The organism is Kosakonia sp. YIM B13571, from assembly GCF_042788095.1.
In the GTDB taxonomy this organism is placed as follows: domain Bacteria; phylum Pseudomonadota; class Gammaproteobacteria; order Enterobacterales; family Enterobacteriaceae; genus Kosakonia; species Kosakonia quasisacchari.
Genome location: NZ_JBHZPL010000015.1, coordinates 1 through 18,171, shown reverse-complemented (window position 1 = coordinate 18,171; position 18,171 = coordinate 1). Strand labels below are relative to the sequence as shown.

The window sequence follows — 18,171 nt, the reverse complement described above, 5'->3', positions numbered from 1 at the left end:
TATACAGCACAATCCTCCGCTATATGGGTTATCACTAAGGGGACGTGGTGGACACTTCAATCATCGTCATGGCAGCCGTTGCGCTGGCGGGTTTACTGGTCGGCTGGCTGGCAGCAAGCTGGCGCGGGGCGCAGCAGCAGGCGGAACTGCTCGCTGAGCAGCGAGATGTCTTTAGCGAACTGAGCGCAGCCCGGCAACAGATAACCCAAAACGAACACTGGCGTGAAGAGTGCGAGTTGCTCAATAACGAGCTGCGTAGCCTGCAACATATCAATAGTTCGCTGGAAGCGGATCTGCGTGAAGTCACCACCCGGCTGGAATCTACCCAGTTACATGCCGAAGAGAAGCTGCGACAGATGCACAGCAGCGAGCAGCGGCTGAGTGAACAGTTTGAAAACCTTGCTAATCGTATCTTTGAGCAAAGCAATCGCCGCGTTGATGAGCAAAACCGGCAAAGTCTGAACGGGCTGCTAACGCCGCTGCGCGAGCAGCTTGATGGTTTTCGCCGTCAGGTGCAGGAGAGCTTTGGTCAGGAAGCACGTGAACGCCACACGCTGGCACATGAAATTCGCAACCTGCAACAGCTGAATGCCCAGATGGCGCAGGAAGCGATAAACCTGACGCGTGCGCTGAAAGGCGATAACAAAACCCAGGGTAACTGGGGCGAAGTGGTGCTGACCCGTGTGCTGGAAGCCTCTGGTTTACGTGAAGGCTATGAATACGAAACCCAGGTCAGTATTGAAAATGACCACCGTGCGCGGATGCAGCCGGATGTGATCGTGCGTCTGCCGCAGGGCAAAGATGTGGTGATCGACGCCAAAATGACGCTGGTGGCCTACGAACGTTACTTCAATGCCGATGACGATTTTATTCGTGAAAGCGCCTTACAGGAGCATATCGCTTCTGTACGTAATCATATTCGCCTGCTTGGTCGTAAGGATTATCAGCAACTACCGGGGCTGCGTAGTCTGGATTATGTGTTGATGTTTATTCCGGTGGAACCCGCCTTTTTGATTGCACTGGACAGGCAGCCCGAACTGATCACCGAAGCGCTGAAAAATAACATAATGCTGGTCAGCCCGACGACACTGCTGGTGGCGCTACGCACCATCGCCAATCTGTGGCGTTATGAACATCAAAGCCGTAATGCGCAGCAGATCGCGGAGCGGGCGAGCCGCCTGTATGACAAAATGCGCCTGTTCGTTGACGACATGTCGTCCATTGGACTGGGTCTGGATAAAGCGCAGGAAAATTACCGTCAGGCGATGAAAAAACTGAGTTCCGGGCGCGGCAATTTGCTGGCCCAAGCGGAAGCGTTTCGCGGGCTCGGCGTCGAAATCAAACGCGAGATTAATCCGGAATTGGCGGCGCAAGCACAGGAACAGGACGAAGAGTTCCGTTTGCGTTCCGGGCAAAACGATTCCCTTGATTGCTTTGAAGACAACGCGTTAGATAGCATGGCAGCGGGCGATGAGCCTGAATCGAAGGCTTCTTCGGGTGGTTGAATCGTAGGGCAATCGCCTCCAATCTGATACACTTCACAAACAAATTCTTGAATAGCAGGCACTAAGATGGCGGAAGATTCAAAAGAGACAACACACTTTGGTTTTCAGACCGTCGCCAAAGAAAACAAAGCCGACATGGTGGCGCATGTCTTCCATTCAGTCGCGTCAAAATATGACGTGATGAACGATCTGATGTCGATGGGCATTCACCGTTTATGGAAGCGCTTTACCATTGATTGCAGCGGCGTGCGTCGCGGGCAGAAAGTTCTCGATCTGGCCGGTGGTACGGGCGATCTGACGGCGAAGTTCTCCCGTCTGGTGGGTGAAACCGGCCAGGTCGTGCTGGCAGATATTAACGATTCGATGCTGAAAATGGGGCGCGAAAAACTGCGCAACCTCGGTGTGATCGGTAACGTAGAGTATGTGCAGGCGAATGCTGAAGCCCTGCCGTTCCCGGACAATACCTTCGACTGCATTACCATTTCGTTTGGTCTGCGTAACGTGACGGAAAAAGAGAAAGCGCTGCGCTCCATGTTCCGCGTTTTGAAACCGGGCGGCCGCCTGCTGGTGCTCGAATTTTCCAAGCCAATTATTGAACCGCTGAGCAAAGCTTATGATGCTTACTCTTTCCATGTCCTGCCGCGTATTGGTCAACTGGTGGCAAACGACGCGGAAAGCTATCGCTATCTTGCTGAATCCATCCGTATGCACCCCGATCAGGACACCCTGAAAGCGATGATGCAGGACGCCGGTTTCGAAAACGTCGATTACTACAACATGACGGCAGGTATCGTTGCTCTGCACCGTGGCTACAAATTCTGACAGGAGTGCGTATGCCTTTTAAGCCGATGGTTGCCGCCGGAATTGAACGCGTATTGAATACGTTCTTATACCGTGAAGGCGCGCTGAAACCTGCGCGCCAGCGTTTGCACGGCAAGGTGTTGCGCGTGGTGCTGCAAGAGTTCTCTTCCCCCTTTGTGCTGGTGTTCAGTGAGCGCCAGATTGATGTATTAGGTGAGTGGGAAGGGGAGGCAGACTGTTCCGTAATTACCCAACTGCGGGTACTGCCGAAGCTGCGTGACCGCCAGCAGCTGACTGCGCTTATTCGCAGCGGAGAGCTTGAGGTGCAGGGCGATATCCAGGTGGTGCAAAACCTGGTCTCGCTGATGGATTTAGCGGAATTCGATCCTGCCGAGATTCTCGCCCCCTGGACAGGGGATATCGCCGCCGAGGGGATCAGTAAATTCCTGCGCGGCGGTGCACGCTTTCTGCAACACGGTTTTCAACGCCAGCAACGCTATGTCGCTGAAGTGTTAACGGAAGAGTGGCGCCTTGCGCCGGGTGCACTAGAAGTTGCCTGGTTTGCCGAAGAAACGGCTGCCGTGGAAAGGGCAGCGGATGCCTTAGCCAAACGCCTGGATAAACTGGAGGGCAAATGACGCCTGGAGAATTACGGCGCCTCTATTTCATCATCCAAACCTTTTTAAGTTACGGGCTTGATGAGCTCATTCCCAAAATGCGCATCACCCTGCCGTTGCGGATATGGCGGCGGATGCTGTTCTGGATGCCAAACCGGCACAAAGAAAAATTGCTTGGAGAACGCCTGCGTCTTGCTTTGCAGGAGCTGGGTCCGGTGTGGATTAAATTTGGGCAAATGTTGTCTACTCGCCGTGATTTGTTCCCACCGCTGATTGCCGATCAACTGGCGATGTTGCAGGACCGCGTTGCGCCTTTCGATGGCCGTCTCGCCAAAAAGCAGATTGAAAAAGCGATGGGTGATCTTCCGGTGGAAGCCTGGTTTGATGACTTCGCCATTGAACCGCTGGCCTCTGCGTCCATTGCGCAGGTGCATACAGCCCGGTTGAAAGAGAGTGGCAAAGAGGTGGTGATTAAGGTCATCCGCCCGGACATCCTGCCAGTGATCAAAGCGGATCTGAAACTGATCTACCGCCTGGCGGGCTGGGTTCCCCGTTTGTTGCCAGATGGTCGCCGCCTGCGCCCGCGTGAAGTGGTGCGCGAGTATGAGAAGACGCTGATTGATGAACTGGATCTGCTGCGCGAAGCCGCTAACGCGATCCAACTGCGTCGCAATTTCGAAAACAGCCCGATGCTTTATGTGCCAGAGATCTACTCGGATTATTGCAGCCAAGACATGCTGGTAATGGAGCGTATTTACGGTATTCCGGTTTCCGATATTACGGCGCTGGAGAAGAACGGCACCAATATGAAACTGCTTGCTGAACGTGGTGTTCAGGTCTTTTTCACCCAGGTTTTCCGCGACAGCTTTTTTCATGCAGATATGCACCCGGGTAATATTTTTGTTAGCTACGATCATCCGGAAGATCCGCAATATATCGGTATTGACTGCGGTATTGTCGGTTCGCTGAACAAAGAAGATAAGCGCTACCTGGCAGAGAACTTTATTGCCTTCTTTAACCGCGACTATCGCAAAGTGGCGGAGCTGCATGTGGATTCAGGCTGGGTTCCGCCGGATACCAATGTTGAAGAGTTCGAGTTTGCCATTCGCACCGTTTGTGAGCCGATTTTTGAAAAGCCGCTGGCGGAAATCTCCTTTGGTCATGTGCTGCTCAACCTCTTTAATACGGCGCGTCGCTTTAATATGGAAGTGCAGCCGCAGTTAGTGCTGTTGCAGAAAACGTTGCTCTATATCGAAGGCGTAGGCCGCCAGCTCTATCCGCAACTGGATTTATGGAAAACCGCGAAACCTTTCCTTGAAACGTGGATCAAAGATCAGGTGGGTATTCCAGCGCTGGTCAGAGCGCTGAAAGAGAAAGGCCCATTCTGGATCGAGAAAATGCCGGAAATTCCTGAACTGATCTACAACGGGTTGCAGCAAGGCAAGCACTTGCAGCAAAGCGTGGATAAGATTGCCAGCGAATTACAGGTAAACCATGTTCGGCAGGGGCAATCTCGTTATCTGTTTGGTATCGGCGCGACCTTATTATTGAGCGGCACATTGTTACTGATTAATCGACCAGAGTGGGGTTTAACACCTGCATGGTTAATGGTAGGCGGTGTTCTGGCCTGGTTTGTGGGTTGGTATAAAACACGTTAAGCGAAACGCCGCCAGGGTGGGTCTGGTGCACAGAAGCTGCCAACAAAGAGGCAGCTTAATGGATAAAGTGTATACTGGGGCCTGTTTTTAACATCATCTGTTACAGAGGACTATGTATGGGTGGTATCAGCATTTGGCAGTTGTTGATTATTGCGGTCATCGTTGTGCTGCTGTTTGGCACTAAAAAGCTCGGTTCTATTGGTTCCGACCTTGGCGCATCCATTAAAGGCTTCAAAAAGGCCATGGGCGATGACGATAAAGAGGAAAAGCAGGATAAATCGGCACAAGATGCGGATTTTACGGCAAAGTCTCTCTCCGACAGCAAGACATCCGACGACGCTAAAAAAGACGAAAAACGTCACGACAAAGAGCAGGTGTAATTCGTGTTCGATATAGGTTTTGGCGAACTGTTACTCGTTTTCATCATTGGCCTCGTGGTATTAGGGCCGCAACGGCTGCCTGTGGCTGTGCGCACGGTCGCGGGCTGGGTTCGCGCGCTGCGCTCGCTGGCGACGACGGTGCAGAATGAACTGACGCAGGAACTGAAGCTGCAGGAGTTCCAGGACAGCCTGAAAAAGGTGGAAAAAGCGAGCCTGGAAAACCTGACGCCAGAGTTAAAGCAGTCGATGGATGAACTGCGCCAGGCGGCGGAATCGATGAAACGCTCCTATAGCGCTAACGATGCCGAAAAAGCGAGCGATGAGGCACATACCATCCATAATCCGGTGGTGAAAGATAACGAAGCGCAGCATGAAGGCGTTACGCCTGCTGCCGCTGAAAACCAGGCCAGTTCGCCACAGCAGGTCCCTGACGCTGCAGAGACGAAAAAAGCGCCGCAGGTTACTCCTGTGGTGAAAGAGGCCGTGTCGGTTTCCGACTCCATACCTTCTTCAAGTGATAAATCCTGAACATGGCTGTAGACGATACCCAACCGCTGATCGCGCACCTTATTGAGCTGCGTAAGCGTCTGCTGAACTGCATTATCGCCGTTATCGTGATTTTCCTCGCGCTGGTTTACTTCGCGAATGATATCTACCAACTGGTTTCCGCACCGCTCATCAAGCAGATGCCATTGGGCGCGACGATGATCGCTACCGACGTGGCCTCACCATTTTTTACGCCGATCAAGCTGACCTTTATGGTGTCACTGATCCTTTCCGCGCCGGTCATTTTGTATCAGGTCTGGGCGTTTGTTGCTCCGGCGTTATACAAGCATGAACGTCGCCTGGTGGTGCCGCTGCTGGTTTCCAGTTCGCTGCTGTTTTACATCGGTATGGCGTTTGCCTATTTCGTGGTGTTCCCGCTGGCTTTCGGTTTCCTGACACACACCGCGCCGGAAGGCGTACAGGTTTCCACCGATATCGCCAGTTATCTTAGCTTTGTGATGGCGCTGTTTATGGCCTTCGGCGTTTCATTTGAAGTGCCGGTTGCCATTGTGCTGCTGTGCTGGATGGGCGTGACCACACCTGCCGATCTGCGGCAAAAACGTCCGTACGTTTTGGTTGGCGCGTTCGTTGTCGGTATGTTGCTGACGCCACCGGATGTCTTCTCGCAGACGTTACTGGCAATACCGATGTATTGCCTGTTCGAAGTCGGCGTCTTTTTTGCTCGCTTCTACGTCGGCAAGCGCCGCATTCCGGATGAAGAGAACGAAACAGAATCCAGCGAAGAGTAATTACCAGCCGCCCGTCAGGGCGGTTGTTGTATGGGAAAAAGCATGTTTGATATCGGTGTGAATTTAACCAGTAGTCAGTTTGCCAAAGATCGGGATGGCACCGTGGCGCGGGCGCAAGCGGCAGGTGTGACGGGTATGCTCATTACAGGAACCAACTTGCATGAAAGCCAGCAGGCACAACAACTCGCTCAACGCTATCGTCATTGCTGGTCCACTGCTGGCGTGCATCCCCATGACAGCAGTTGCTGGACCGATGAAACCGCAGAGGCGATCCGCACGCTGGCGGCTACAGCGGAAGTCATTGCCGTGGGTGAATGTGGGCTGGATTTCGACCGTAATTTTTCGACGCCGCAGGAGCAGGAGTACGCTTTCGACGCGCAACTGTCACTGGCCGTCGAGCTAAAAATGCCGGTGTTTCTGCACTGCCGAGATGCGCATGAGCGCTTTCTGGCGTTGCTGGATCCGTGGCTGGATAAGTTGCCTGGTGCGGTGCTGCATTGTTTCACCGGTTCGGCGCAGGAAGCGCGAGATTGTCTCGATCGCGGTATCTACTTAGGCATTACCGGCTGGGTGTGCGATGAGCGCCGCGGGCTGGAATTACGTGAAGTGGTTCCGCTGATCCCCGCCGGGCGGCTATTGATTGAAACCGATGCGCCATACTTGCTGCCGCGCGATCTCAAACCAAAGCCTGCGTCGCGGCGTAATGAACCGGCTCTTTTAGGGCATATTCTTGCCGTTATTTCTGAGCTGCGCGGTGAAGATGCTCAGCAGTTGAGTTCGGTAACGGATCAGAATGTGCGGCGGTTATTTGGCGTGGATTTTTAACGCGACTCTCACACCTTGCGAAAATCGGTATTCTTGACGCTTTGCAGTACCTGCTTGTTAAGCAGGTGGAGTAAGAGCATGGAGCGCGCTTCGCCATCCGGTTCTTTAAAGATCGCCTGTAACCCTTCAAGAGCGCCCTCTGTGATCACCACATCATCGCCTGGATAAGGCGTGTCAGGATCGGTAATCCCTTCTGGTTGATAGAGCGAAAGCTGCTGAATAACGGATTGCGGAACGGTTGCCGGATGCATACCAAAGCGGACGAAATGGCTGACGCCGCGCGTAGCGTTAATCGTGGTGGTATGAATCACTTCAGGATCAAATTCCACAAACAAATAGTTCGGGAAAAGAGGTTCGTTTACTGTTGTGCGTTTGCCGCGCACCATTTTTTCCAGTGCAATCATAGGCGTCAGACAGCTGACCGCCTGGCGTTCTAAATGTTCCTGGGCGCGCTGGAGCTGGCCACGTTTGCAGTAAAGTAGATACCAGGATCGCATAATGACTCTTTTCCGTAAGTTCGGGCGCAAGAATATCAAAACCGCGGCATGATGGCTAAGTTGATTATAACCTGCGCCTAAAGGTGTCGTTGTAATTCACGCAGATTTAACAAAAATACAGCAACCGCCGGGCGAACACCGTATAATAAGCCCCTTACCTGGAGGCGATAATAGACCGCATGAAATACAACGACCTACGTGACTTCCTGACGCTGCTTGAGCAGCAGGGCGAGCTGAAACGCATCACTCTTCCGGTTGACCCTTATCTGGAAATGACGGAAATAGCCGATCGCACACTGCGTGCGGGTGGCCCGGCGTTGTTATTTGAAAATCCCAAAGGCTACACCATGCCGGTGCTGTGCAACTTATTTGGCACGCCGCGCCGCGTGGCGTTAGGCATGGGGCAAGAGGATGTCGGTGCTTTGCGGGAAGTGGGCAAACTGCTGGCGTTTCTCAAAGAACCGGAGCCGCCAAAAGGTTTTCGCGATCTCTTTGATAAACTGCCGCAGTTTAAGCAAGTGCTGAATATGCCGACAAAACGTCTGCGCGGTGCCCCTTGTCAGCAAAAAGTGGTGCAGGGCGATGACGTTGATCTGCGCAACATCCCGATTATGCAGTGCTGGCCGGAAGATGCCGCGCCGCTGATCACTTGGGGGCTAACCGTGACGCGTGGCCCACACAAAGAACGGCAGAATCTGGGTATTTATCGCCAACAGTTGATCGGTAAAAACAAATTAATCATGCGCTGGCTTTCCCATCGCGGTGGTGCGCTCGATTTCCAGGAGTGGCAGGCAGCGCATCCTGGCGAGCGTTTCCCGGTTGCGGTGGCGCTGGGTGCTGACCCGGCCACCATCCTTGGCGCGGTGACGCCGGTGCCGGACACACTCTCTGAATATGCCTTCGCTGGCTTACTGCGCGGCACAAAAACCGAAGTGGTGAAGTGCGTATCAAACGATCTTGAAGTTCCCGCCAGTGCAGAAATTGTGCTGGAAGGCTATATTGAGCCGGGTGAGATGGCGCCGGAAGGGCCGTATGGCGATCACACCGGTTATTACAATGAAGTCGATAATTTCCCGGTATTTACGGTTACCCATATTACGCAGCGCGAAGATGCGATTTACCACTCTACTTATACTGGCCGTCCGCCAGATGAGCCGGCAGTGCTGGGCGTGGCGCTAAACGAAGTGTTCGTGCCGATTCTGCAAAAGCAGTTCCCGGAAATCGTTGATTTTTACCTGCCGCCGGAAGGGTGCTCCTATCGCCTGGCGGTAGTCACCATGAAGAAACAGTATCCCGGTCACGCCAAGCGCGTAATGATGGGCGTCTGGTCTTTCCTGCGTCAGTTTATGTACACCAAGTTTGTGATCGTGTGCGATGACGATGTGAACGCCCGCGACTGGAATGATGTTATTTGGGCGATTACCACCCGAATGGATCCTGCAAGGGATACGGTTCTGGTGGAAAACACGCCGATTGATTATCTGGATTTTGCCTCACCGGTTTCCGGCCTGGGCTCCAAAATGGGACTGGATGCCACCAATAAATGGCCGGGCGAGACCCAGCGCGAATGGGGCCGCCCCATCAAGAAAGACCCGGAAGTAACGGCAAGAATCGACGCTATCTGGGATGAGTTGGCCATACTGAACGACGAAAATAGACCCGACAGAGAGAGCGCATGACAACCTTAAGCTGTAAAGTGACCTCGGTAGAGGCCATCACTGATACCGTATATCGTGTCCGTTTAGTGCCGGAGGCGGCTTTTTCGTTCCGCGCGGGCCAGTATCTGATGGTGGTGATGGATGAGCGAGACAAACGCCCGTTCTCTATGGCCTCAACGCCGGATCAGCATGATTTTATCGAGCTGCATATTGGCGCGTCTGAGCTGAATCTCTACGCCATGGCGGTGATGGATCGCATTCTGAAAGACCGGGAAATCGTTATCGATATTCCGCACGGCGATGCCTGGCTGCGTGACGATGAAGAGCGTCCGATGGTGCTGATTGCCGGTGGTACCGGTTTCTCGTATGTCCGCTCTATTTTGCTGACCTCGCTGGCGCAAAACCCGAATCGTGAAATCACCATTTACTGGGGCGGGCGCGAAGAGAAACATCTCTACGATTTAAGCGAGCTGGAAGCGTTGTCGGTGGATCATCCGAATCTGCGTGTTGTGCCTGTCGTTGAGCAGCCGGAAGCAGGCTGGCGTGGCCGCTCTGGCACCGTACTGGCTGCGGTGTTGCAGGATTTCGGTTCGCTGGCCGAGCACGATATTTATATTGCAGGTCGTTTCGAGATGGCGAAAATCGCCCGCGATCTGTTCTGTAATGAGCGCGGTGCGCGTGAAGATCGTCTGTTTGGCGATGCGTTTGCGTTTATCTAAGCCTGTCTTCGCCTTTGTCACTCTAGCCGCGTTGGCTGCTGTCGTTCTCCCCGGTCACATAGTTCACGATGCTGCCGGGGATTGATTCTTTGCCACCTTGTTCTGGTACCAACGGCTTCGATATCGCTTTTCTCTTCACCATCGCTGCGGTGGTTGACTGCCGGATAACAGAAATAAAAAACCCGCCCCTGACAGGCGGGAAGAACGGCAACTAAACCTTCTCTCTACCCTTGTCACCATCGCGGTGTTGGCTACTTTCGCTCACCCCGGTCACACAATTCAGGATGCTCCCGGGGATTCACTCAGTTGCTGCTTTGCTCTGGTGCCAATGGCTTGATTGACCTTTCTCTTTACCCTTGTTGTGGCTGCCTTCGCTCACCCTGGTCACATAGTTGTCTATGTTCCCTGGGATTCACTCCGTTGCCGCCTTGCTCTGGCATCAATGGTTTCGAGACAGATCCTTTTCCTGCCTGAAGCGTTAAACGCGTTCAAACACCGTGGCGATCCCCTGGCCTAAACCGATGCACATGGTCGCCAGACCAAATTGTGCGTCTTTACGTTCCATCAGGTTCAGCAGTGTGGTGCTGATACGTGTTCCGGAGCAGCCCAGCGGGTGACCAAGCGCAATCGCGCCACCGTTGAGGTTGATCTTTTCATCGATCTGCTCCATAAGGCCCAGATCTTTAATACACGGCAGGATCTGTGCGGCAAACGCTTCATTCATCTCAAACAGGTCGATATCGCTGGCGTTCAATCCGGCTTTTTTCAGCGCCAGTTGAGAAGCCGGAACCGGGCCATAGCCCATGATCGACGGATCGCAGCCAACAACCGCCATTGAGCGAATACGCGCGCGCGGCTTCAAACCCAGCTCACGAGCGCGGCTCTCGCTCATCACCAGCATTGCTGATGCACCGTCTGACAGCGCCGAAGAGGTGCCAGCGGTAACGGTGCCGCTTACCGGATCAAAGGCTGGTCGCAGAGTCGACAGTGCTTCGACCGTGGTTTCCGGGCGGATCACTTCGTCATAGGTAAACTGTTTCAGTACACCGTCTGCATCGTGGCCGCCGGTCGGGATCAATTCATTTTTGAACGCACCGGATTGCGTCGCGGCCCAGGCGCGAGCATGGGAGCGAGCGGCAAAGGCATCCTGCATTTCGCGGCTGATACCGTGCATGCGCGATAACATTTCAGCGGTCAGCCCCATCATCCCCGCCGCTTTTGCGACGTTACGGCTCATGCCCGGATGAAAATCAACGCCGTGACTCATCGGCACATGGCCCATATGTTCCACGCCGCCGACCATACAAACCTGCGCATCACCGGTCATGATCATGCGTGCAGCGTCGTGTAATGCCTGCATTGAGGAGCCGCACAGACGGTTAACTGTTACGGCGGGTACAGAATGTGGAATTTCAGCCAGCAGCGCGGCGTTACGGGCAATGTTGAAGCCCTGTTCCAGCGTCTGCTGTACGCAACCCCAGTAAATATCGTCGATAGCAGTTGCGTCTAGCGCCGGGTTCCGCGCCAGCAAACTACGCATCAGGTGAGCGGAAAGGTCTTCCGCCCGGACATTGCGAAATGCGCCGCCTTTTGAACGGCCCATCGGGGTGCGAATCGCATCGACAATGACAACGTGTTCCATTGTGACTCCTTAAGCCGTTTTCAAATCGCCCACCGGGCGCGCAGGTTCAACCGCAGGATAGTAAGGTTCGTTGTGACGCGCTTTTTCACGCAGCCCCGCCGGAACTTCATACAGCGGGCCAAGGTGCTGATAATGCTGCGTCATATCGAGGTATTTCGCGCTGCCGAGCGTATCCAGCCAGCGGAACGCGCCGCCGTGGAACGGAGGGAAGCCCAGGCCGTAAACCAGCGCCATATCTGCTTCTGCGGGGCTGGCGATAATGCCTTCTTCAAGGCAGCGCACCACTTCGTTGATCATTGGGATCATCATGCGCGCGATAATTTCGTCATCGCTGAAATCGTGTTTGCCTTTGCTGATTTCCGCCAGCATGCTGTCCACGGCGCTGTCTTCTTCTTTCTTCGGTTTGCCTTTGCTGTCTTCTTTATAGCGCCAGAAACCGAGGCCATTTTTCTGCCCAAAACGGTTGGCGTCGAACAGCGCGTCAATCGCATCGCGATAATCTTTCTGCATCCGTTGTGGGAACCCAGCCGCCATCACTGCCTGCGCGTGATGCGCGGTGTCAATGCCGACGACATCCAGCAGATAAGCCGGGCCCATCGGCCAGCCGAACTGTTTTTCCATCACTTTGTCGATTTTGCGGAAATCCGCGCCGTCGCGCAGCAACTGGCTGAACCCGGCAAAGTAGGGGAACAGCACGCGGTTAACAAAGAAGCCAGGGCAATCGTTGACCACAATCGGCGTTTTGCCCATCTTGCTCGCCCAGGCCACCACTTTCGCGATGGTGTCATCAGAAGTTTTCTCGCCGCGAATGACCTCAACCAGCGGCATACGGTGCACCGGGTTGAAGAAGTGCATGCCGCAGAAATTTTCCGGCCGCTTCAGTACGCTCGCCAGTTCGCCGATCGGAATGGTCGAGGTGTTGGAGGCCAAAACGGTATCCGGGCGAACCTTGTCTTCTGTTTCCGCCAGCACCGCTTTTTTCACTTTCGGGTTTTCTACCACCGCTTCCACCACCACATCGACACGCTCAAAACCGGCGTATTCCAGCGTCGGCTGAATAGTGGCAATCACGTTGGCCAGCTTCAGGCCATCGATCTTGCCGCGTTCAAGCTGCTTATTCAGCAGCTTGCCCGCCTCATTGATGCCAAGCGCGAGGGATTTCTCGTTGATATCCTTCATCAATACCGGCACGCCTTTCCAGGCCGACTGGTAAGCGATACCGCCGCCCATGATGCCTGCGCCAAGCACCGCAGCATGTTTGGGGGTTTCAATATCTTTGGTGAGTTTTTTCGCTTTGCCTTTCACATACTGGTCATTGAGAAAAATGCCGACCAGCGCGCGGGCTTCATTGGTATGCGCGAGTGGAACAAAGCTCTGGTTTTCCAGTTTCAGTGCTTCTTCGCGGCCAAATCTGGCGGCGGCTTCAATGGTTTTAACCGCAGTGATCGGTGCCGGGTAGTGTTTCCCGGCTGTTTGCATCACCATGCCTTTGGCGATGGTAAAGCTCATGGCGGCTTCAATTTTACTCAGCTTCAATGGCTCCAGCTTCGGCTGGCGTTTGGCTTTCCAGTCGAGATCGCCATTAATCGCCTGACGCAGAATTGCCACCGCGCCATCACGTAATTTCTCCGGTTTGACGATGCCATCAACCAGGCCGATTTTCAGTGCTTGTTCCGCGCCGACATCTTTCCCGGCGGCGATGATCTCCAGTGCACTATCGGCACCCAACAGACGCGGCATACGCACCGATCCGCCAAAGCCTGGCATGATGCCGAGTTTGGTTTCCGGCAGGCCAATGCGCAGATCCGGTGTGGCTAAGCGGTAGTCTGTTGCCAGTACACATTCGCAGCCACCGCCGAGGGCATAGCCATTCACGGCGGAGATTGTCGGAACGGGCAGATCTTCCAGGCGATTAAAGACGCTGTTAGCAAAGTGCAGCCATTGGCTCAACTGTTCTTCCGGGACCAGGAACAGGGAGAGGAATTCGGTGATATCGGCACCGACAATAAAGGCCGCTTTTTCTGAGCGCAGCAGCAGCCCTTTTAAATCTGATTGCTTTTCCAGCACGCCCAACGCTTCGCCAAGGCTGGCGACGGTGGCGGTATCAAGCTTGTTAACTGAGCCAGGCGCATCAAACACCAGTTCGGCGATGCCATCTTCCAGCCAGTCGAGGTACAGGTTGTTGCCTTTGTAGAGCATGTCAGTCTCCTGAATCCAGCGGTGATCTGGTCGTACCAGATGAAGCGGAGTGTGGTTTTTATGTTAATAAAATGCAAACAACTCATTAAAAAAATGCAGCGCCGATCACGCTCGGCGGAAATCACTCAGTTGTGGACAGGTGTGCTAAGATGCGAAAACTTGAGGTCACAAGAAACAGAAGGAAAAACGATGGACTCACTGGCTGAACTTTATAAAAATCATATTGTTACTTTGCAGGAACGCACACGTGATGTGCTGGCGCGGTTTAAACTCGACGCGTTACTTATTCACTCCGGCGAGTTGTTTAATGTCTTTCTTGATGACCACCCTTACCCGTTTAAAGTGAACCCGCAATTTAAAGCCTGGGTGCCGGTAACGCAGGTACCGAATTGCTGGCTGCTGGTTGATGGTGTGAATAAACCGAAGCTGTGGTTTTACTTGCCGGTGGATTACTGGCACAACGTGGAACCGTTGCCGACCAGTTTCTGGACCGAAGAAATTGACGTTATTGCGCTGCCGAAAGCGGACAGTATTGGCAGCCAACTGCCAGCCGCGCGCGGCAACATTGCCTATATTGGGCCGGTTGCAGAACGCGCCTTAAATCTTGATATCGCCGCAAGCAATATCAACCCGAAAGGGGTGATCGATTACCTGCATTATTACCGTGCGTATAAAACCGATTATGAACTGGCGTGCATGCGTGAAGCGCAGAAGACGGCGGTGATTGGTCATCGCGCAGCGCATGAAGCGTTCCAGTCTGGCATGAGCGAGTTCGACATCAACCTCGCCTATCTGACCGCCACCGGCCATCGCGATACTGACGTGCCTTATGGCAACATTGTGGCGCTGAACGAACACGCCGCTGTCCTGCATTACACGAAGCTCGACCACCGCGCACCGGCGGAAATGCGCAGTTTCTTGCTGGATGCTGGTGCGGAGTACAACGGCTATGCCGCTGACCTGACGCGTACCTGGGCGGCGAACAGCGACACCGATTACGCGCAACTGGTGAAAGACGTCAACGATGAACAACTGGCGCTGATTGCCACCATGAAAGCGGGTGTCAATTACGTGGAGTACCATGTGCAGTTCCATCAGCGTATCGCGAAATTGCTGCGTCGCCACCAAATCATTACGGATATCAGCGAAGAAGCCATGGTTGAGGAGGACATTACCGGGCCGTTTATGCCGCACGGTATTGGCCACCCGCTTGGTTTGCAGGTGCATGATGTCGCCGGTTTTATGCAAGATGACAGCGGTACGCATCTGGCTGCGCCATCGAAATACCCGTATCTGCGCTGCACACGCGTGATGGAACCGCGCATGGTGCTGACCATCGAGCCGGGTATCTACTTTATTGAGTCGCTGTTGGTGCCTTGGCGCGATGGCCCGTTCAGCAAGCACTTCAACTGGCAGAAGATTGATGCGCTGAAACCGTTTGGCGGCATTCGTATTGAAGATAACGTGGTTATCCACGAAAACAGCATTGAAAACATGACGCGGGACCAGAAGCTGGCGTAATGGAGAGCTGGCTGATCCCGGCGGCACCGGTCACCTTTAGTGAGGAGATCAAGAAGAGCCGTTTTATTACCCTGCTGGCGCATACGGATGGTGTCGACGCAGCAAAAGCGTTTGTCGACGCCGTTCGGGCAGAACACCCGGACGCGCGTCACCACTGTATGGCGTGGGTCGCAGGCGCGCCGGATGATTCGCAGCAGTTAGGCTTTTCTGACGATGGTGAACCGGCGGGCACGGCGGGTAAACCGATACTCGCGCAGTTGATGGGCAGCGGTATCGGAGAAATTACCGCCGTCGTGGTGCGATATTATGGCGGCGTGCTGCTGGGAACCGGTGGGCTGGTGAAAGCTTACGGTGGCGGTGTGCAGCAGGCGTTAAGCCTTTTAACCACCGTCCGCAAGATGCCATTAACCGAATATACTTTGTGGTGCGATTACGCACAGCTCGCCGGAGTTGAAACGTTGCTTGGGCAATTTGAGGGGAAAATTGTCGCAAGCGAGTATCAGGCTTCCGTGCATCTGCGAGTGGCGCTTCCTCACAGCAGACTGGACGCATTTTCAGCAAGGCTTGCTGATTTTAGTCGTGGCGCATTGCAATTGTTAAAAACTGAAGAATAATCCCCCACCTGATTTTCTGAACACCTAAGGAAGCGGCAGAGATGCAATTTCGCGCCATAACCCGAATCGTTGGACTGCTGGTTATCCTCTTTTCCGGAACGATGATCTTACCCGGACTGGTTGCCCTTATTTACCGCGATGGTGCGGGTCGTGCATTTACCCAGACCTTTTTCGCTGCGCTGGTGATTGGCTCCATGCTGTGGTGGCCGAACCGTCGGGAGAAAAAGGAACTGAAATCCCGCGAAGGCTTTTTGATCGTCGTGCTGTTCTGGACCGTGCTGGGGAGTGTGGGTGCGCTGCCGTTTATTTTCTCGGAAAGCCCGAACCTGACGGTGACTGACGCTTTTTTTGAATCGTTCTCTGGCCTGACGACAACAGGGGCGACTACGCTGGTAGGGTTGGACTCGTTGCCGCATGCCATCCTTTTCTACCGCCAGATGCTGCAATGGTTTGGCGGGATGGGGATCATCGTGTTGGCGGTTGCGATACTGCCGATTCTGGGCGTGGGTGGGATGCAGCTTTACCGCGCGGAGATGCCCGGGCCGCTGAAAGATAACAAAATGCGCCCGCGTATTGCCGAAACGGCGAAAACGCTGTGGCTTATTTATGTGCTGCTGACCGTGGCTTGTGCGTTGGCGCTGTGGTTTGCCGGGATGCCCGTTTTTGACGCTATCGGCCATAGCTTCTCGACCATCGCCATTGGCGGCTTTTCGACACATGATGCCAGCGTGGGTTACTTCAATAGCCCAACCATCAACACTATCATTGCTATCTTCTTATTGATCTCTGGTTGTAACTACGGCCTGCATTTCTCTTTACTGAGCGGGCGCAGCCTGAAAGTTTACTGGCGCGATCCTGAATTCAGAATGTTTATCGGTGTGCAACTGACGCTGGTGATGATCTGCACCGTGGTGCTGTGGTTCCACGATGTTTACAGCTCCGCGGTGACGACGGTGAACCAGGCTTTCTTTCAGGTGGTGTCGATGGCGACAACTGCCGGGTTTACCACTGACAGTATTGCGCGCTGGCCGCTGTTCTTGCCGGTGTTGCTATTGTGCTCGGCGTTTATTGGTGGCTGTGCGGGTTCTACCGGTGGTGGTTTGAAAGTGATCCGCATATTGCTGCTGTTCAAACAGGGGAACCGCGAGCTGAAACGTCTGGTGCACCCGAACGCGGTTTACAGCATTAAGCTTGGGAATCGCGCATTGCCGGAACGTATTCTTGAAGCGGTGTGGGGGTTCTTCTCTGCCTATGCGCTGGTGTTTATTGTCAGCATGCTGGCGATTATCGCCACGGGCGTGGATGACTTTTCTGCTTTCGCTTCGGTTGTCGCCACGCTGAATAACCTGGGGCCAGGGCTGGGCGTGGTTGCTGATAACTTCGCGAGTATGAATCCGGTGGCGAAGTGGATCCTCATCGCGAATATGCTGTTTGGTCGTCTTGAAGTCTTCACATTGTTGGTTCTGTTTACCCCAACCTTCTGGCGCGAATAAGGGAGCGTGACGTGAAAACATTGATTCTATTTTCAACCAGAGATGGGCAAACTCGGGAAATCGCCGCTTACCTGGCGTCCGAGCTGAAAGAGCTTGGTGTCTATGCCGATGTGGTGAACCTGAACCGTACGCCAGATATAGAATGGGATAACTATGAGCGTGTGGTGATTGGTGCGTCTATCCGTTACGGCCATTTCCATCCGGCGCTGGCGAGCTTTGTGAAAAAGCACCTGCAGCAGTTGAATGCGCTACCGAGCGCGTTCTACTCCGTTAACCTTGTTGCGCGTAAGCCTGAGAAAAGTTCTCCGCAAACCAATAGCTACACGCGCAAATTTTTACTCTCTTCACCGTGGCAGCCAGATCAGTGCGCGGTATTTGCCGGTGCACTGCGTTACCCACATTATCGTTGGTATGACCGCTTGATGATTCAACTGATTATGAAGATGACCGGCGGCGAAACCGATCCCACCCGAGAAGTTGTCTATACCGACTGGCAGCATGTAGCGAGTTTTGCCCGCGAAATCGCTCAATTAAAATGCAAATCGACCGATTAGCGGCCGTTGCGACTGAAAATTAAGCGAACGAAAACTTTTTTTAAATTTATACTTGTCAGCGGAAATTAACTCCCTATAATGCGCCTCCACTGACACGGCACAACGGCAAACACACAGGCCTGTCAGGTGAAGACTTCTGAAAATAAACAGTTGACTTCACAGCGGGAAAGCGTATTATTCGCCACCCGCGCCG

General features: G+C 53.8%; 17 protein-coding genes. 14 read left to right on the top strand and 3 right to left on the bottom strand.

Going from position 1 to position 18,171, the window contains the following annotated elements:
• Window positions 1-47 precede the first annotated feature (47 nt).
• From rmuC to tatD, 8 genes are all read left to right on the top strand, one after another.
• On the top strand, window positions 48-1,505 hold the full coding sequence (rmuC, locus tag ACFX4O_RS22395; RefSeq protein WP_380211340.1) for a DNA recombination protein RmuC: 1,458 nt from the start codon (window positions 48-50) through the stop codon (window positions 1,503-1,505).
• A 66-nt stretch (window positions 1,506-1,571) separates the two neighbouring features.
• Window positions 1,572-2,327 carry a bifunctional demethylmenaquinone methyltransferase/2-methoxy-6-polyprenyl-1,4-benzoquinol methylase UbiE gene (gene ubiE, locus ACFX4O_RS22390; protein WP_020456038.1) on the top strand — a complete coding sequence of 252 codons (756 nt, stop codon included), beginning with the start codon at window positions 1,572-1,574 and terminating at the stop codon, window positions 2,325-2,327.
• An 11-nt stretch (window positions 2,328-2,338) separates the two neighbouring features.
• On the top strand, window positions 2,339-2,944 hold the full coding sequence (locus tag ACFX4O_RS22385; RefSeq protein WP_020456039.1) for an SCP2 domain-containing protein: 606 nt from the start codon (window positions 2,339-2,341) through the stop codon (window positions 2,942-2,944).
• Complete coding sequence (ubiB, locus tag ACFX4O_RS22380; RefSeq protein WP_131412583.1) at window positions 2,941-4,581, top strand: ubiquinone biosynthesis regulatory protein kinase UbiB; 1,641 nt, start codon at window positions 2,941-2,943, stop codon at window positions 4,579-4,581. The genes ACFX4O_RS22385 and ubiB overlap by 4 nt, the downstream gene beginning before the upstream one ends.
• 116 nt (window positions 4,582-4,697) lie before the next feature.
• The gene (gene tatA / locus ACFX4O_RS22375; protein ID WP_200553485.1) at window positions 4,698-4,961 is read left to right on the top strand and encodes a Sec-independent protein translocase subunit TatA; all 264 of its coding nucleotides are present in this window, start codon (window positions 4,698-4,700) and stop codon (window positions 4,959-4,961) included.
• Between the two features lie 3 nt (window positions 4,962-4,964).
• Window positions 4,965-5,489, top strand: coding sequence for a Sec-independent protein translocase protein TatB (gene tatB, locus ACFX4O_RS22370; protein WP_380211338.1), 525 nt, complete (start codon window positions 4,965-4,967; stop codon window positions 5,487-5,489).
• Window positions 5,490-5,491: 2 nt separating this feature from the next.
• The gene (gene tatC / locus ACFX4O_RS22365; protein ID WP_131412577.1) at window positions 5,492-6,256 is read left to right on the top strand and encodes a Sec-independent protein translocase subunit TatC; all 765 of its coding nucleotides are present in this window, start codon (window positions 5,492-5,494) and stop codon (window positions 6,254-6,256) included.
• A 42-nt stretch (window positions 6,257-6,298) separates the two neighbouring features.
• A complete protein-coding gene (gene tatD, locus ACFX4O_RS22360) occupies window positions 6,299-7,081 on the top strand; it encodes a 3'-5' ssDNA/RNA exonuclease TatD (protein ID WP_380211336.1) in 783 nt (260 codons plus the stop codon).
• Window positions 7,082-7,089: 8 nt separating this feature from the next.
• Here the strand turns inward: tatD and rfaH are convergent, their stop codons facing one another.
• Window positions 7,090-7,578 carry a transcription/translation regulatory transformer protein RfaH gene (rfaH, locus tag ACFX4O_RS22355; RefSeq protein WP_131412573.1) on the bottom strand — a complete coding sequence of 163 codons (489 nt, stop codon included), beginning with the start codon at window positions 7,576-7,578 and terminating at the stop codon, window positions 7,090-7,092.
• Between the two features lie 170 nt (window positions 7,579-7,748).
• On the opposite strand from rfaH, the gene ubiD reads away from it, so the two are divergent.
• Together ubiD and fre are read left to right on the top strand one after the other, a co-directional pair.
• On the top strand, window positions 7,749-9,257 hold the full coding sequence (gene ubiD / locus ACFX4O_RS22350; RefSeq protein ID WP_380211397.1) for a 4-hydroxy-3-polyprenylbenzoate decarboxylase: 1,509 nt from the start codon (window positions 7,749-7,751) through the stop codon (window positions 9,255-9,257).
• Window positions 9,254-9,955 carry an NAD(P)H-flavin reductase gene (gene fre / locus ACFX4O_RS22345; protein ID WP_380211333.1) on the top strand — a complete coding sequence of 234 codons (702 nt, stop codon included), beginning with the start codon at window positions 9,254-9,256 and terminating at the stop codon, window positions 9,953-9,955. Before ubiD ends, fre begins: the two co-directional genes overlap by 4 nt.
• Before the next feature lie 478 nt (window positions 9,956-10,433).
• On the opposite strand, the gene fadA is transcribed toward fre, so the two are convergent.
• Window positions 10,434-11,597 carry an acetyl-CoA C-acyltransferase FadA gene (fadA, locus tag ACFX4O_RS22340; RefSeq protein WP_322555103.1) on the bottom strand — a complete coding sequence of 388 codons (1,164 nt, stop codon included), beginning with the start codon at window positions 11,595-11,597 and terminating at the stop codon, window positions 10,434-10,436.
• A 9-nt stretch (window positions 11,598-11,606) separates the two neighbouring features.
• Window positions 11,607-13,796 carry a fatty acid oxidation complex subunit alpha FadB gene (gene fadB, locus ACFX4O_RS22335; RefSeq protein ID WP_380211331.1) on the bottom strand — a complete coding sequence of 730 codons (2,190 nt, stop codon included), beginning with the start codon at window positions 13,794-13,796 and terminating at the stop codon, window positions 11,607-11,609.
• 189 nt (window positions 13,797-13,985) lie between these two features.
• Here fadB and pepQ point away from each other — a divergent pair, with 189 nt between their 5' ends.
• Genes pepQ through hemG form a run of 4 tightly spaced genes read left to right on the top strand, consistent with a single transcriptional unit; the run spans window position 13,986 to window position 17,978 of the window.
• Window positions 13,986-15,317 carry a Xaa-Pro dipeptidase gene (pepQ, locus tag ACFX4O_RS22330; RefSeq protein WP_380211329.1) on the top strand — a complete coding sequence of 444 codons (1,332 nt, stop codon included), beginning with the start codon at window positions 13,986-13,988 and terminating at the stop codon, window positions 15,315-15,317.
• Window positions 15,317-15,931, top strand: coding sequence for an IMPACT family protein (locus ACFX4O_RS22325; protein ID WP_380211328.1), 615 nt, complete (start codon window positions 15,317-15,319; stop codon window positions 15,929-15,931). Before pepQ ends, ACFX4O_RS22325 begins: the two co-directional genes overlap by 1 nt.
• 41 nt (window positions 15,932-15,972) lie before the next feature.
• Complete coding sequence (gene trkH / locus ACFX4O_RS22320) at window positions 15,973-17,424, top strand: Trk system potassium transporter TrkH (RefSeq protein WP_380211326.1); 1,452 nt, start codon at window positions 15,973-15,975, stop codon at window positions 17,422-17,424.
• A gap of 11 nt (window positions 17,425-17,435) precedes the next feature.
• Entirely contained in the window at window positions 17,436-17,978 is a 543-nt protein-coding gene (gene hemG, locus ACFX4O_RS22315; RefSeq protein ID WP_131412557.1) for a menaquinone-dependent protoporphyrinogen IX dehydrogenase, read from the top strand.
• Window positions 17,979-18,171: the final 193 nt, after the last annotated feature.

Bases quoted from the DNA above. Each gene is read 5' to 3' on its own strand.
- tatA (WP_200553485.1), top strand. From the start codon at position 4,698: ATGGGTGGTATCAGCATTTGGCAGTTGTTGATTATTGCGGTCATCGTT.
- fadA (WP_322555103.1), bottom strand. From the start codon at position 11,597: ATGGAACACGTTGTCATTGTCGATGCGATTCGCACCCCGATGGGCCGT.
- trkH (WP_380211326.1), top strand. From the start codon at position 15,973: ATGCAATTTCGCGCCATAACCCGAATCGTTGGACTGCTGGTTATCCTC.
- ubiE (WP_020456038.1), top strand. From the start codon at position 1,572: ATGGCGGAAGATTCAAAAGAGACAACACACTTTGGTTTTCAGACCGTC.
- ACFX4O_RS22325 (WP_380211328.1), top strand. From the start codon at position 15,317: ATGGAGAGCTGGCTGATCCCGGCGGCACCGGTCACCTTTAGTGAGGAG.
- ubiB (WP_131412583.1), top strand. From the start codon at position 2,941: ATGACGCCTGGAGAATTACGGCGCCTCTATTTCATCATCCAAACCTTT.
- ACFX4O_RS22385 (WP_020456039.1), top strand. From the start codon at position 2,339: ATGCCTTTTAAGCCGATGGTTGCCGCCGGAATTGAACGCGTATTGAAT.
- pepQ (WP_380211329.1), top strand. From the start codon at position 13,986: ATGGACTCACTGGCTGAACTTTATAAAAATCATATTGTTACTTTGCAG.
- rfaH (WP_131412573.1), bottom strand. From the start codon at position 7,578: ATGCGATCCTGGTATCTACTTTACTGCAAACGTGGCCAGCTCCAGCGC.
- fre (WP_380211333.1), top strand. From the start codon at position 9,254: ATGACAACCTTAAGCTGTAAAGTGACCTCGGTAGAGGCCATCACTGAT.
- tatD (WP_380211336.1), top strand. From the start codon at position 6,299: ATGTTTGATATCGGTGTGAATTTAACCAGTAGTCAGTTTGCCAAAGAT.
- tatC (WP_131412577.1), top strand. From the start codon at position 5,492: ATGGCTGTAGACGATACCCAACCGCTGATCGCGCACCTTATTGAGCTG.
- fadB (WP_380211331.1), bottom strand. From the start codon at position 13,796: ATGCTCTACAAAGGCAACAACCTGTACCTCGACTGGCTGGAAGATGGC.